Raw genomic sequence first — 14,096 nt, forward strand, 5'->3', positions numbered from 1 at the left:
TTTGTTTACCACGTCTTTCCATTTCCTCGCCATTGCGAGTGCAACGCGCCACTGTTCCTTTCCGGGGTTTTGTACGGGTTCTTCAGGAATATAATCTCCATAGTAGATGATAATGGGAATTTCAGTCAGGCGTTTAAACTCAGCCATGGGGACACCGCGGGCACTTAGTTCTCCGCCAAGATAAGGCATTGGCTCCGGCACTTCGCCTTCAGGAAAAACGAAATTACTTCCGGGTTCATAAGAGGCAATCGCCTTAATACTATAGGTTTTCAGAGCGGTTATCCAGCCCTGGCCGCCACTATGTGAATGCGTAACCAGCACTGCGGGGCCTGTTTTTTCGAATAATTCTGAAACAGCATCAATATTCACATCGATCTCCAATGGGCCGGTATCCGGTGTGATCTGCCTGAAGAATTGTTCTACAGCTTCAGGTTCTTTGGAGAACTGGATACCGGGATAAAAATCGGGCCATAGTCCCAATCTAAAAATCCCAAACCAGAGTTGGTCATCCGTTGCAGCTGTAATGGTGGTTGGTTTTGTGCTGCGTCCCGCTTTCCCGCGCCTGGGCTGATCGATTAGATAAACCGGAAAACCTTTCCGCAGAAATAGCGTCTGAAATCCTTCCCTGCCATCGGGCGTGGTTTGCCAGGTTTTCATAGACTGGCCGTAGCCGTGCCAGAAAACAAGGGGAAGCTTCCGCGCTTTTACAGGTTTTTGATAAAAAACAAAAGCGTGGTCCCCGTGCAGGGTCTGGCCCTCTGTACTTTGATTGCCCGGATTAAACGCACCGTGCGCGATGGGATCAAAAGTTCCCGGACTCGTTTTTACGGTACCTCCCACAGCGAAACTTCCCTGTTCTTCGATAATCAATTGATCATTCTTTTTTATTCCGCAGGAAATCGTTATCAAGATTAACAGCAACATTAAAAATCCTTTGAAGCTTTTACCCTGTATGCTTTCGGCTAAACCTTTAAGAGAAAAATCTAAATTATCTTGCTTTTTAAATAGTTTCATTATCTGCTCTTTACATTTTAATCTTTCTAATATCAAATATCATTCTATTATAAAGTTTTTTGAATATCCAGAAAACTGTTTTCCTAACCATTTTTACTGATTGGCTTCCATTTTCAATTTAGAACTTACTATCCTTCAGTTATTTGATTTAAAGATTTAACCAATAGGTAAACTTTAAGTTAATAGATCTGTATCTCGGTTCAAACCGGTTTGTGAAATAATTATCATTATATACCAGAAAAAGGTCTGATAACGGGGCGAACCGCCACTGTAGCCTGGAGTTGATCCCTAAATTTTCCCGCTGATTGCTGTACTGTACCAAAGTTGACCAGAACAGATTTTTGGTAAAAGTCACCTCAGCCTGGGGAGAGACCAGCCAGATATCGGCATCTGCGTAGGGTTGCGGTAACCTGATACCGTCATAATTCACCGCCAGGTTTAACTGTACCCAGGGCTGAAATCTATACCCGGCCCGGATACCCGCACCATAGCTTTCCCCATTAAAGAATCCACCTGCGGAAACTTCACCGCCATAGGTAAACAATTTTGAAAGGTTGGATTGATATTTCAGAGTGCCTTGCGTAAAACGGTATCCCCGGTTCCCCGGGAGCGGTTCGGCGCCCTGGCTTCGTGTAGGATCAAAAGGATTGGCCAGAAATATATAGTTATTGATAATTTGGGCTTCTAAAACAGATTGGTCTTTGAACTCCGCGTCCCAGGAAAACCTGAAGAACTGGTCAGTATTCTGATAATTAAGTGTGGGCCTCCAGAAAAGCACCGATAGCCCGCCAAACGAATGACGGTTAATGTTTCCGGAATCCGGATAAAAATTTCTCGTTGCGGAGAGCCCGTTTTTAATGATATCCTTCCTGGGAACAAAACCAAGATCTGCCCGGTATTCCTCATCAACATAAACGAGATCTGCTGCAAATCGCCAGTTCCTGGTATTGCGTACGATAAAAGCCTGAGTAGAAAAATTTCCTTTGCTGTCATCAGGCTGGAAAGATTTATGCACGTAGAAATTACCGGTCCAGACGTTATCCGGGGAAGCCAGGTCATAATCTATTCCTATTACCCTGTTGTAACGCTCTTTTGGATCAAGAAAATCGTAGTCGTCAAATGTCTGCCTGTTCACCACGAAGAATCCCAGATTTGATCTGGAAAACATTTTTTTCTGAAAAGCGAGCATCGAATTATTAAATGAAGCGATCTCGTTCTCACGATCTGCCGCAGTTTGCAGATTTAAAAATCCGAGTCTCCAATCCTGGTCCAGTTTTCCGCTTAAACGCACACCGCCCAGGATTTGGTTCTCGATACGGTTGCCTTCAGGATCCCTGGCTATTCCTATTCTTCTGGAAAAGAAAGGACGGTCATCCCTGCCACTTCCGTAATTTGAAAAAAGATCGGCGTTATCAATAAAAAACTGACGCTTTTCAGGAAGGAATACCTCAAACCGGGTGAGGTTGGTGAAAATATCATCTACCTCCACATTGGAAAAATCCGGATTAATAGTGATATCGAGGTTCATTCCGTTGCTGACCGCGATTTTGGCGTCCCCGCCTACTTTAAAGTCTAAATTGGAATTATCTGCGGCATAATCTTTTTCCGCCAGTGTATTCACATAGGGTATCAAAGCCAGGAGTGTCCTGGAGCGCCCCAGCGGCTTTTCAAAAACCAGTTCGTTCATATAGGCAAGGCTGGAGAGCATTTGGTTTTGAGGCACCCGGGCAGAAGTACTTTGTTCGTTGGTCTGCAGGTCCCATCTATAAGCCCTGAACCTCCAGCTTTGACTTTCTTCCACAAATTTTAATGAAGTGAACGGGATGGCTATTTCCAGCACATAATGGTCATCATACATCTGGCTTTCTGCCTGCCAATTATTGTCCCAGGTAGTGTTAAATGCCGAACCGCCTTCGGAAACAAGACCTTCCCGCTGTACCCCATAAGGTGTCACCCCAAACACAAAGGCGTTTGCGCCATCACTAAATGTATCGAACAAAAAAGAAATATTATCATTACTGGTTCCCCCGAAATCCCTTTTCAGGGAGGAAACCACATAATTGCCACTTTTCGCATCGGCTCGTACACCTATATACAGGTTCAGCTCATCATAAAGGATTTTGACCGTTGTTTGGGACACCGCCCTTACGGAGTCGGTTGGGAAAAATTGAAAGAAATTGTCAAGCGAATCTGCTTCTTCCCAAACCTGCTCATCCAGAATTCCATCCAGTTCTATAAAATCATTTATATATTTTACCTGAATGGATCTTTCGGTATTTTGAGCATAACCAAAAATGCCGGAAAATAACAGCAAAACAAAAAGAGTTAATTCGAACTTTTTAGGCATTTTAATTCTTTCCTGCAAATTTAGACTGCAAAACCCCCGCGCCCTGTACCCGGATTACGGAAATCCTTACCTTGATTACGGTTTTCAAAAAAAGCTTTTGATTTGCTTGGTATCAATGCCTTATCTTTGATTAAACTTTTATTTCGAAATGAAGAACATACTACATATTGAAACCATAGGCGATTATTTTTCGCTTCGAAAACAGGAAGTGCTTCATCCTTTGGTGGGCATCGTTGATTTTAACCAGGTAGAACCGGAAGCAAAGAAAGCATCCGGTTATGATGCTTTTAAATTTGAGTGTTATGCCATTTTCCTGAAAGATGCAAAGGGATGCAAAATGAAATATGGCGGCAAAGCATATGACTATGATGAAGGCACCCTTGTTTTTATCGGGCCAGGCCAGACCATAGAACTTGGCGGTTATGAACCCGGTCATGTTCCAAAAGGCTATGCACTCCTTTTTCATCCCGATCTTTTACTGGGAAGTTCTATGAGCAGGAAAATTCATGATTATAATTTTTTCGCCTATTCGGTAAACGAGGCTTTGCACCTTTCTGCCAAAGAGCGGAAAGTGATTTTAAGTCTGCTTGAAAAAATACAGTTTGAACTGGAACAAAACCTGGACAGGCACAGCAAAAAACTGATCGTTTCCAATATTGAACTTTTCCTGGATTATTGTGTGCGTTTTTACGACCGCCAATTTTTGATCCGGGAATTCGAAAATCAAGGCTCCCTGGAAAAATTCAATGATCTGCTGAACGAATATTTCCTATCTGATAAAGCACAAAAATACGGGACACCTTCAGTGGCCTATTTTGCAGAGAAACTTCATCTTTCACCAAACTATTTTGGAGATCTGGTTAAAAAGGAAACCGGAAAATCTGCGCAGGAGCACATTCAGAATAAATTGATCGAAGAAGCAAAAGAAAAAGTTTTTGACGCTGAAAAATCTATAAGCCAGATCGCTTATGAATTAGGTTTTAAATATCCACAACATTTCAACAGGATGTTTAAGAAGAATACCGGTTATACTCCCAATGAATACAGGTCGTTGAATTAACATATTAAGAAAAATGACTTAAAATTAAGGAGGTTTTCATTCTTTCAAAAATTCCTATTCTTTGTCTGCAGTCAAAAGAACTTTATCATATCCATCGCTTTACTTATTTTAAAAATAATTAATGGGCAATAAAAGAATAGAACCTTGCCTAAAATAAAATTTTTCATTAATAATACACTATAAAACAGCTGTTTAGTTGTATATTCCCTTTTCCATCAAAGATTTATAGAAAACCTTGATCTTCATAGAAAATAATATTTTAAGGCTGGTTTTTATCTTCTTTTTGAGCTTTCCTGTTAATGGGCAGATCTTTGATTTTTCACAGCAAGATCCTTATAAAAAAGTGTTTGTAGAAACTGATGCTTTTGATGCATCGTATTTGCAGGAACTGGAAGATGCTCTCAAAATAGTAAAGCAGGACACGGTTTATTATAATATACTAAATGATCTGGCTTATTACTGGCATACACGTAATTTAGTAACAGCCCTAAAATTCACACGGAAAGGACTGAAGCTAACCTCCCAAAAAAAAGATTCTCTATGGCATGGAAAATTTCGGATTACCCAGGGCGCTATCTTATTAAGACAGGAAAAACTTGATGCCGCTGAAGTAGTTTTAAAAACTGCTGAAAGAAAGGTGGAAAAAATAGAACTGCCACTTTTGTTTACCCAATTGGGATATGTATATGAACGGCGCGGAAAACTAGATCTTGCTGCAGATTATGCTATGAAATCACTGGCGCTAGGGGAAGAAATTAATGATGATTGGGCCCGGGGAATGGCCTATAGCGATCTTAGCAACCTTTTTTGGAAACAGGGAAAATACGACGAGGGTCTTAAATATGGGCTTATGTCCCTGTCTTTTTTTGAACGTAGGAATATCGAAGACCTTGACTATGATTTTACGCTTTATATCGTTGGAAATAATTACCTAAGCCTCGAAAAATATGAAGAGGCTATGGATTATTATTTGCGCGCTATAACAATTGGGGAGCGTTATGGCTTCTATAATAATTTAAGCGATGTTTATATTTCCCTCGTAGCTCTTTACGATATTTTAGATGATTTTGAAAATGCTGAAAAAGCCGGAGAGAATGCTATTAAATACGCTTATCTTTTAGATAACTCCTTTATGTTAATGCGGTCTTATCTTTCAGTCGGGGAATTACAAATCCAGAACCAGGATTATTCTGCTGCCATAGAGAATATAGAAAAATCTATAGCTGTAGCTACCCCAAATTTTGGAGATCATTTTTTCCTAAGTAAAGCTTATAACAATCTGGGTATGGCTTATGCGGGTAATGAACAATATAAAGAGGCTTATGCAGCCTTCTCCAAATATGATTCCATCAGTAGTCTTGTTTTTACTGCAGAAGCAGACCAGCGTATTGCCCAACTGGAGACCCAGTTTAATGTGGCGCAAAAGGAAAATACGATACAGCAGCAGGGAAATCGGCTTATCCAGCAAAGAACCCGGCAAAATCTTATAAGCCTGGTGGCCGTCTTATTATTTCTTACTCTTACAGTTTTACTGGTTGCTTTTTTTAATAACCGCAGGAAGAATAGACTTTTGGCAGAACAAAACCGGGAAAAAGAATTTCTTTTAAAGGAAATACATCACCGGGTGAAGAATAATCTCCAGATTGTTTCCAGTTTGCTCGCCCTTCAAACTGCACAAACAAATAATCCAACGGTGGTAAGTGCAATGAAGGAGAGCCAGAACAGGGTATATTCTATGAGTATGATACACCAGCGTCTCTACCAGAAAGAACATCTCTCCTCTATAGAAATGAAAGATTACTTAAAAAATCTTGGAAGTCACATTCTGGAATCGTTTGGGTTGGAAGATCGAATACAAATAGTCTGTCACTTCCAGGAGTTGCATCTGGATGTAGATACGGCGGTGCCTTTAGGGCTTATAATTAACGAATTGATCACGAACAGTCTTAAATATGCCTTCCCGAATAATCGGAAAGGGAAGATATATATCGATCTTTCCAGGGAAGCTTCAGGCATTCTAAAGCTGGAAGTAAAAGATAACGGATTGGGTAGCTTGGCTGATGAGCCCGCTAAAGGCACAGGCTTTGGTAAAAAGCTTATAGAATTACTTACCCGGCAGTTAGATGGCAGCTTTAAAGTGAATACTACAGCAGGCACTCAATATCTCTTTTTATTTAAGCTGCATCGCATGTAGTTTATCCTGGCTTAAAAGTTTCTTTTTAAACAGGAATTTACTCATATTCAATAATTTTTAAGTTCCTTGGTAATCAGATTTTCTAGTCCTTCGGCCCTTGAAATAAATTGGGTGCTTACGTAATCAATATATAGAATTCGGTATCATCTGCAATGCGATTTAAATCAAAACTTACTAGAGAATATGATAGGTTCAGATTCAGTGAACTAGAAATATCAGAATTTTCCGATTTACACGCAGCCAGTATCGAAATGAGTATTACGGTTACAATTAGGATAAAACGGTTTTTATTCATTTAGCTTTTTTTAAATATGGCTTTAACCGACATTAAATAGATACCATTATTTACTCGTGGCATCGGCCAGTTTTTTGGTATCCACATACTGCTGAAAGCCCATTATTTTCCCGTTTTTAAGCGTCCAGAGATGGGCCACCTGTGCATTAAAGGTGTTACCGGTTTCTTTCACTTTTGCATCATAGCGCAGTGTTGCCAGGACTTTGTTATCGCTCATTTCGTGCAGCTCAATATCTTCCAGTTTAAAATAATCGTATTCCGCGCCAACCCTTGCAAAAACACCATTCAAAACAGCATCGGGTCCTATATATGGGTTGCCGTCTGCATAGGCATTTCCTTCGGCTTCCATCCAGACCACCTTTTCATCAAGAGCGGCCAGAACAACAGGGATATCCCCTGCGGAAAAGGCTTGGTAGAGACCGTCAACAATATCTTTATTATTTGTAGTTTCAGTAAAACGATAGCTCTTATCAATTTTCCATTGGCCTTCAACATTTTTCAGGGTGTTCACAAATGTGCCTTTTTGAATCATTTGTGGTTCATCAATTTTGGTAAAGACAAAAGCGCCACTAACAAACTTAAAATCCTTATTCAAGGCTTGTTCTTCTATAGTTTTTAGAGTGATTTCGTAATCTCCATTATCAAATGTGGCATTGTATTGTTCTTTAACATTATTAAGTCCGGCTACCATACTGCCGTCTGAATTCCGGATGGAAATATCATCTGTATATAAAGCGTTCAAATTACCGGAATCACCTGTATTTATAGTTTTGATATAGAGTTTATGTAATTCTTCTACCGCTGTACTTTGAGCATTTGTTTGAAAGGAAAATATTGAAACAAAAAAAGCGAGTAAAATGCTGTAAATAATTTTTTGACTGTTCATGATTTCTAAAATTTTTGGTTGTCTTTTTGAATTTTAAGTGTATTGTTTTGTCTATTATAATATATGCGCTTCCAGTTCTATCTCTATCAGAAATTCGGGGAGTGCAAGTTCATTTACTCCAAGCCATGAACCGGTAGGAAAATGGCTGGTATAAATTTCTTTTCTATAGTCCGCAACTTCTAAGAATTTAGCCATGTTGGTGGTAAATATGTTTTCTACCACTACATCTTCAAAGCTACAGGCAAAGTGTTCCAGTATCTTTTCCAGATCTGAATAGCAATTTTTCATCTGCTGCTTAAGATCATTTACAGCAGTGGGATTGCCTTCATCATCCATGCTTACTGCCCCAGAAATTTTTATACTATTACCAATTTTTACGGCATGTGAATAGCCATAGGCTCTTTCTGTTTCCGGACGAAGTAGAAAATAATCGGGTTTTTGAATGTTTTTATTCATGATTAAGAGTTTTGATAATTATTTAAAGTTTCTTTTACAGGTCTGAATTGCACTCCCAAATCAGTTTTTGCCAGATTGTTCTTATAGATGATCTGTGCATTTTCTTTTGGCTCCCGTTTATTTAACATCTCGTGGATATCAGATACCTTATAAGATTCACTTGTTAAGAGATAGTCTTTTCCGTGCAATCCTTTGGTAGTCGCTGCTTTATATACTGCTTTTGCTACATCTTCAACATCAACTACCGCAAAGGCCAAATTCTTATCATAAAATGACTGAAATAATTCATCGGGGGCTATCTTATTTTTTATAAGAAACTGCACCCCCTTAGAAGTAGATTCACGGGTAGAGAGTGATTTTCCCATAACCATCACGGGTGAGACTGAAACAATTTCAAAAGGAAGATCCTTATTTTTTTTTATGAATGTCTCTACCACCTGGTTAGCAATGAACTTTGCCTGGCAATACGGATGGCTTTCTGGACTGCTGAACCGCAGCTCCTGCTCATCAAAAATATCCTCAGCGCTTTTACCCGCTGCGGGAAGTGGAAAATTGGTGTTCCAGGCCGCTACCGATGCAAGAAATAATACTTTCTTAACATGGGACACTTCTGAAACAGCTTCAAGAAAATTCGTGGTGCCCTTTATAGTAGGATCCAACAGTTCGGTTTTCGCGTCCCGAACGTTCAGCCGGAATGGAGTGCCACTATGTACCATGATTTCACAGTCTTCAATAAAATGGTTTAAGGCTTTCCGGTCTTCAAGTTTTAAACGCTGAATATTAATATTCTCTGAGTTTTTAAATTTAAAAAGGTGTTCATATTTTTCACTCCGCTTAATATCGGTTACAGATACTTTTACCCGGTATCCTTCTTTCAGAAATTTCTTTGTGATATAGCTTCCTATGAAACCAGCGCCACCAACAACTCCTATAGCTTTCATTTTTTAACTGGTTTTGTTCTAAGTGATGATCAAAATTCTGAAGGGAAAATACTTCGACATACTGGGCCCAGACTTCTATTGAAAACCAGGTTCCTGGATTCGTTTATCACCTCTAATTCTATTGCGATCGCAGAAAAATCCCAGTATCCTATTTCCTTTACTATTTTACCCTCTACAAATTCAATATTTATCTGAGTGGGAACCATATATTTTTTATTATTGGCTTTTAAGACACCTTCCCTTACACCTCGAAAATTTACCCAGGTTTTCCCATCATCGGTTACCACCATTTCAAATTGAGAATATCTATCTATAAACCTCCACCTGCTGAAAATTGCCTCATCTCTTTTATTTTTTTGTAAGACTTCGGAAATATCAATCCCCTTACTTTCAATAATATTGTGAATTATGATTGCAGTATCTGCATAAAAGGTGACAAAGCTTTCCCAATCTTTGTTATCATAAGCCTCCAGTGATTCTTTATAGAATTCTATTTCTTCTGACTGCTGAGTGTATTGCCTTTTTGGCTCATTATGCGCTATAAAAAGCACTGCTGCGAATCCCAATGTTGCCACCTTGTTCATATTTCTCCTTTTTTGATTACTCTATAAATTGTATAAGTTCCTCCTTCCGCGAAATCCATGTGTGTTCAAAGAAATTTGAAATAAAATCACATTCTGTAGGTTGCCGTGCTTTTACAGTTCCATGTACCACTATCCTGTCTTCGGTTACTATTTGAAACTTAAGATCTTCAAACTGAACATTGATCCAATGCCTCCTGAGTATAGCCCCTACTGAAATTTTATCTGGTGAAATTATTTCCGGTGAGACTTCATTCCACTTTATATCCGGTATAGACGCCGTGGTATGTCGTGAAGATTTATCCTTATCCTGCAAATCCTCATAGAACTTTAATATTTTCTGATGCTTGCCTATATTCTGTCCCATCAAACCATGGGATGAAGTCACTATCGCTATCATCAATGCCAAAAACAGTTGTGGTAGTTTCATCCCGGAATTATTTCTCAATTAGAAGCGTATGCTAAATCAGGTCTCATACGCCCGATTTTTGACTCATATTTATGTACATATTTCATCATTTCATCAAATAACTTTTCGCCTTCCTTTCCCAGAACTCTTTCGGTCTCATCGGAAGTTTGCGCATAAGATTGCGCATCTTTTGCGGAAATTACTACGAGGTAATAATCTCCGTCACTTCCAAAACCATTACGGTAAACCCGAAAATGCTCTTTGGATTCTTTCTTTTCATAGAGTTCTTTAATTTCTAACATCTTATTTCTAAGATTTACCACATTTTCAGGAGTAACATGTAAAAAATGCCACTTTCTATATTCTTTTCCCGGTGTATTGGTAGTTAAGCCGTTCGGCATGTAAGACATCTCACTTATAAGGTGCACAATATAATCGCGGTGGGAGTCATAGCATTTATTAAAGCGGGTGAATATCTGGCCAAATTTTTCTTCTCCCATTTTTTCAGCAAGCGGTGCTAGCGGATTTTTATCAAGATCGGCCATTTTGGTCACGGGAGATATACTTAAATATGTCCCATCATCTAAACTGGCTGTAGTAAAACTGGCGTCTTTAAGGCCATGTTCTTTACAGGCAGCGATAAAATCTTTGGTCACTGCCTCATACTCGGTTAGCATAGAGGGTTTAACCTTGTCTTCGTGTACCCAAAAGGCCTGATTTTCATTCGTGGCCTGGGCAATTAGATTTGTAGTTTGTAATGAAAATAAAGCAACGAATAGCGGCAATAGAGATGTAGTTTTCATAATTTCTGACTTTTTTTAGTTAATCATAAACTAATATATACCTGTAAATCACTGAAAACAAATGATCTAGGACGAAGATACTGTTATATTGTCCGAAAGGTTAGAATTGATACCCGAATGGGGTTTAGATGGTTTGCAACCTCTTTAGAAGCTCTTTACGCATCTTTTTGGCCATGGGGATGGCCTTTTTGGAAATTACAATATGAGTGCCGGCAATTTCATCAATTCTAGAGAGGTTTATAATATAGGACCGATGCAGCCGGAAGAAATGTTTCTGAGGTAAATTTTTCTCCATTTCCTTGAGTGTACAAACCAGCAGAAATTCTTTTTTTGAGGTAATAATATGGCAATAATTACGGTCTGCCTCAATGTAAAGGATATCTCTGATATCTACTTTTATCATAGAGTCATGGTGCCTTATAAACAGGCAATCTTTCAGAATATAGGTAGAGCGAGCGTTGTTAAGCTCCTGCGGAAAGCTATCATCATTATTTTGTAGTTGCGAGATAGTTAATTCTAAACTGCGTTGTAGGTCAAGCTTCTTAAATGGTTTAGAAATAAAAGCGTAGGGATGGGTGGCTTTTGCCCGCTTAAAGTAGGCCTCGTCATTATTGGCGGTAATATAAATCACAGCAATATTGCTATTATATTCTTGCATCTTTTGAGCTGTATCTATACCATCCAGGGGCCCTTTAAGTTGGATATCTATAAGTAAGATATCAGGGACTTCGTTCTTAATAAAATTTAATGCTTCTTTACCACTAGGGATGATTCCCAATACGATATGACCCATCTCTGCTAGTTGCATTGAGATATTGGCTGCAATGATCATTTCATCTTCAACTACTAATATCTTTGCAGGTTGCTCCATGGCAATGCTTTATTTTGGATTCAAATTAACTTCAGGGAAATATTCATATAATACGGTTTTCAAAAAAGCAGGGATCTTACATAAGCCAATTAATTGAAATACAAAATATTAGGAGGAGGGTAAGACTGCTAATTTAATAAAAACAAGAATAAAAAATAAGCTTTATTTCTGATTATTAGTCATATAGCATAAATCCAAATGTTTCGGAAAACAAATAGAATTCGTCCTCTTCAGGTTAAACAGCATATATGCTATCTATCACATACCTGCCATCCAAAGATCTAAATGATACTCGATTTGAAATCATGAAAGTCTGACAAAATTAAATGAGTCGTAGGTTCTCCATAAGCCAAAAGCCTATCTATGAATTGCTGAAGATGCGACTGATCTTTCAGCACTACTTTCATAAAAATATTATGTGGGCCGGTAATTCTATATAGCTCTTTAATTTCCGGAAAATCATGCACCTGCTTATTAAAGTCCTTTAATTTCCCACTGAACATCTTTAGCATGATCATTACTTCCAGCCCATAACCCAGTTTATTATAATCCAGCTGAGCCTTATAAGCTTTGATCACATTGGTTTCTTCCAGCTTTTGTACCCGCTCCCTTACCGAAGAAGGTGAAAGCCCTATTTGTTTTCCAATTTCAACAAATGATGCCCTGGAATTTAATTGAAGTCTGCTTATAATTTTAAGATCTATCGCGTCTACCATAAAATAATCTGTAAAAACCTTAAAATTATATTTTTCTATGGGAAAATCAAACAAAATCCGTTGAATCAATTTTAAAAATTATTGATCTCCAAGTACTTTTATACTATGGATATGATGCTTTTATTATTGATTATTGGAATATTTGTCGGGTTTTTTATTCAAACCATTATTGGCTTTGCAGGTGCGCTCATTGCTCTTCCTTTTTTACTATTTGTTATGCCTTTGCCCAGCGCCATCGCGTATCTGTCTATTTTTTATTTGATCTCCACCCCTTACTACGTTTATAAAGAGCGTCATAATATTGATAAGCAATTATTAATGAGGCTGGCGATCTCCTCCCTTATTGGAGTTGTAGCAGGAATTATCCTGCTAGTCTATGCCAAACCCATCATATTAAAAAAAGCACTGGGAGTATTTATTATTCTGTTTGTGCTGAACAGTCTGAGACCAAAAGGAGACCTGCAACTGGGAGCGAAGATGAAATATCTCTTTGGCTTTTTGGGAGGTTTCTTTTCCGGGGTTTTTTCTACAGGAGGCCCTTTGTATGTGATGATCGTAAAAAATGCCACACCAGATGTACGAACCTTTAGAGCCACGATGTTTGGGGTATTAGGCCTGGTGACTTTAATTAGAATACCCGCCCTGGCCATCGGCGGAATCTTAACCTTAAATCAGTTATATAACTCTTTATTTGTGATCCCCTTTTTTATTCTTGCTATTTTCCTTGGCAAAAAAGTTTATATGAAATTAAACGAAAATGTTTTAAAGAAGGTCATCCTGGGTTTGTTGTGTCTTTCAGGAATTATGTTGATTTTCTAAATTCTGCCTCATTATAAAAATATTTCTGCAATTTATTCACGCATAATATATGTAATTTTGTGATCTGAATAACTTTCTGAAAATCGGATGTTTCATCAAATAGCCACGCATATACAACGCGACATTCAGCTGGAAAAAGCTGAAATGGATGAATTCCTTAGTCTGTTAGTGGAAAAAAAAGTTTCAAAAAAGGATTTCCTCATCAAACCTGGACAGGAAGTGCAATATGAATATTTTGTAGTTAAAGGCTGCTTAAAAGCTTATTACCTGGACAAAAAAGGCAACAAACATATTCTGCAATTCGCTATTGAAGACTGGTGGATCAGTGATTTTGAAGCTTTTTTTAAAAATGAACCGGCTTCGCTACATATCGAAGCCATTGAAGATTCTTATTTACTAGGCATTAAAAAGGAAATCCTGGAACCTTTATATGAACGAATTCCTAAATTTGAACGTTTTTTCAGGATCAAAACCACCAATGCTTTTGTAGCGCTTAGAAGCCGAATCCTTTCCAGTCTGCAAATGGACGCGCGTGAACGCTATCTCGATTTCTGTGCTACCTATCCATCCATAGAAAAAAGAGTCCCAAATTATCATATCGCCAATTACCTGGGGATCACTCCAGAAAGTTTGAGCCGCATTCGTAGATCGGTCTAATGCTTAACATGCTTTAACGCTTCTTATTAACCTACATCAATTTTTAG

Annotated in this window: 14 protein-coding genes; 4 read left to right on the forward strand and 10 right to left on the reverse strand. The window is 38.5% G+C overall.

Going from position 1 to position 14,096, the window contains the following annotated elements; genetic code table 11:
* Positions 1-1,014: alpha/beta fold hydrolase (locus Q1K34_RS04055; RefSeq protein ID WP_300434863.1), on the reverse strand; the 1,014-nt coding region annotated here is incomplete at its 3' end.
* Positions 1,015-1,162: 148 nt separating this feature from the next.
* Entirely contained in the window at positions 1,163-3,379 is a 2,217-nt protein-coding gene (locus Q1K34_RS04060) for a DUF5916 domain-containing protein (RefSeq protein WP_300434865.1), read from the reverse strand.
* A gap of 130 nt (positions 3,380-3,509) precedes the next feature.
* Between Q1K34_RS04060 and Q1K34_RS04065 the strand changes: the two genes are divergently transcribed.
* On the forward strand, positions 3,510-4,421 hold the full coding sequence (locus tag Q1K34_RS04065; RefSeq protein ID WP_300434867.1) for a helix-turn-helix domain-containing protein: 912 nt from the start codon (positions 3,510-3,512) through the stop codon (positions 4,419-4,421).
* A 235-nt stretch (positions 4,422-4,656) separates the two neighbouring features.
* Positions 4,657-6,615 (forward strand): histidine kinase dimerization/phosphoacceptor domain -containing protein, encoded by a 1,959-nt coding sequence (locus Q1K34_RS04070; protein ID WP_300434869.1) that lies wholly within the window; start codon positions 4,657-4,659, stop codon positions 6,613-6,615.
* A 341-nt stretch (positions 6,616-6,956) separates the two neighbouring features.
* Here the strand turns inward: Q1K34_RS04070 and Q1K34_RS04075 are convergent, their stop codons facing one another.
* The 8 genes from Q1K34_RS04075 to Q1K34_RS04110 form a co-directional block, all read right to left on the reverse strand.
* Positions 6,957-7,796, reverse strand: a complete 840-nt coding sequence (locus tag Q1K34_RS04075; RefSeq protein ID WP_300434871.1) for a nuclear transport factor 2 family protein — start codon at positions 7,794-7,796, stop codon at positions 6,957-6,959.
* Between the two features lie 54 nt (positions 7,797-7,850).
* Complete coding sequence (locus Q1K34_RS04080) at positions 7,851-8,252, reverse strand: RidA family protein (protein WP_300434874.1); 402 nt, start codon at positions 8,250-8,252, stop codon at positions 7,851-7,853.
* 2 nt (positions 8,253-8,254) lie between these two features.
* The gene (locus Q1K34_RS04085) at positions 8,255-9,193 is read right to left on the reverse strand and encodes an NAD-dependent epimerase/dehydratase family protein (RefSeq protein ID WP_300434877.1); all 939 of its coding nucleotides are present in this window, start codon (positions 9,191-9,193) and stop codon (positions 8,255-8,257) included.
* A gap of 29 nt (positions 9,194-9,222) precedes the next feature.
* Positions 9,223-9,777, reverse strand: a complete 555-nt coding sequence (locus tag Q1K34_RS04090; RefSeq protein ID WP_300434880.1) for a nuclear transport factor 2 family protein — start codon at positions 9,775-9,777, stop codon at positions 9,223-9,225.
* A gap of 16 nt (positions 9,778-9,793) precedes the next feature.
* Complete coding sequence (locus tag Q1K34_RS04095; protein ID WP_300434883.1) at positions 9,794-10,204, reverse strand: hypothetical protein; 411 nt, start codon at positions 10,202-10,204, stop codon at positions 9,794-9,796.
* A gap of 14 nt (positions 10,205-10,218) precedes the next feature.
* A complete protein-coding gene (locus tag Q1K34_RS04100; RefSeq protein ID WP_300434886.1) occupies positions 10,219-10,986 on the reverse strand; it encodes a hypothetical protein in 768 nt (255 codons plus the stop codon).
* Between the two features lie 124 nt (positions 10,987-11,110).
* Positions 11,111-11,857: a response regulator gene (locus tag Q1K34_RS04105; RefSeq protein ID WP_300434888.1), complete on the reverse strand. Its 747-nt coding sequence runs from the start codon at positions 11,855-11,857 to the stop codon at positions 11,111-11,113.
* A gap of 281 nt (positions 11,858-12,138) precedes the next feature.
* Positions 12,139-12,573 carry an Lrp/AsnC family transcriptional regulator gene (locus Q1K34_RS04110; RefSeq protein ID WP_300435216.1) on the reverse strand — a complete coding sequence of 145 codons (435 nt, stop codon included), beginning with the start codon at positions 12,571-12,573 and terminating at the stop codon, positions 12,139-12,141.
* A 111-nt stretch (positions 12,574-12,684) separates the two neighbouring features.
* Here Q1K34_RS04110 and Q1K34_RS04115 point away from each other — a divergent pair, with 111 nt between their 5' ends.
* Both Q1K34_RS04115 and Q1K34_RS04120 read left to right on the forward strand, forming a co-directional pair.
* On the forward strand, positions 12,685-13,392 hold the full coding sequence (locus tag Q1K34_RS04115) for a sulfite exporter TauE/SafE family protein (protein ID WP_367183298.1): 708 nt from the start codon (positions 12,685-12,687) through the stop codon (positions 13,390-13,392).
* Between the two features lie 87 nt (positions 13,393-13,479).
* Positions 13,480-14,049, forward strand: coding sequence for a Crp/Fnr family transcriptional regulator (locus tag Q1K34_RS04120; RefSeq protein ID WP_300434891.1), 570 nt, complete (start codon positions 13,480-13,482; stop codon positions 14,047-14,049).
* Positions 14,050-14,096: the final 47 nt, after the last annotated feature.

The sequence above is a fragment of the Christiangramia sp. genome, from assembly GCF_029937855.1.
GTDB lineage: Bacteria > Bacteroidota > Bacteroidia > Flavobacteriales > Flavobacteriaceae > Christiangramia.

Excerpts from the sequence above, each read along its gene's own strand:
- Q1K34_RS04065 (WP_300434867.1), top strand. The coding sequence starts at position 3,510 with ATGAAGAACATACTACATATTGAAACCATAGGCGATTATTTTTCGCTT.
- Q1K34_RS04075 (WP_300434871.1), bottom strand. The coding sequence starts at position 7,796 with ATGAACAGTCAAAAAATTATTTACAGCATTTTACTCGCTTTTTTTGTT.
- Q1K34_RS04080 (WP_300434874.1), bottom strand. The coding sequence starts at position 8,252 with ATGAATAAAAACATTCAAAAACCCGATTATTTTCTACTTCGTCCGGAA.
- Q1K34_RS04085 (WP_300434877.1), bottom strand. The coding sequence starts at position 9,193 with ATGAAAGCTATAGGAGTTGTTGGTGGCGCTGGTTTCATAGGAAGCTAT.
- Q1K34_RS04090 (WP_300434880.1), bottom strand. The coding sequence starts at position 9,777 with ATGAACAAGGTGGCAACATTGGGATTCGCAGCAGTGCTTTTTATAGCG.
- Q1K34_RS04095 (WP_300434883.1), bottom strand. The coding sequence starts at position 10,204 with ATGAAACTACCACAACTGTTTTTGGCATTGATGATAGCGATAGTGACT.
- Q1K34_RS04100 (WP_300434886.1), bottom strand. The coding sequence starts at position 10,986 with ATGAAAACTACATCTCTATTGCCGCTATTCGTTGCTTTATTTTCATTA.
- Q1K34_RS04105 (WP_300434888.1), bottom strand. The coding sequence starts at position 11,857 with ATGGAGCAACCTGCAAAGATATTAGTAGTTGAAGATGAAATGATCATT.
- Q1K34_RS04110 (WP_300435216.1), bottom strand. The coding sequence starts at position 12,573 with ATGGTAGACGCGATAGATCTTAAAATTATAAGCAGACTTCAATTAAAT.
- Q1K34_RS04115 (WP_367183298.1), top strand. The coding sequence starts at position 12,685 with ATGATGCTTTTATTATTGATTATTGGAATATTTGTCGGGTTTTTTATT.
- Q1K34_RS04120 (WP_300434891.1), top strand. The coding sequence starts at position 13,480 with ATGTTTCATCAAATAGCCACGCATATACAACGCGACATTCAGCTGGAA.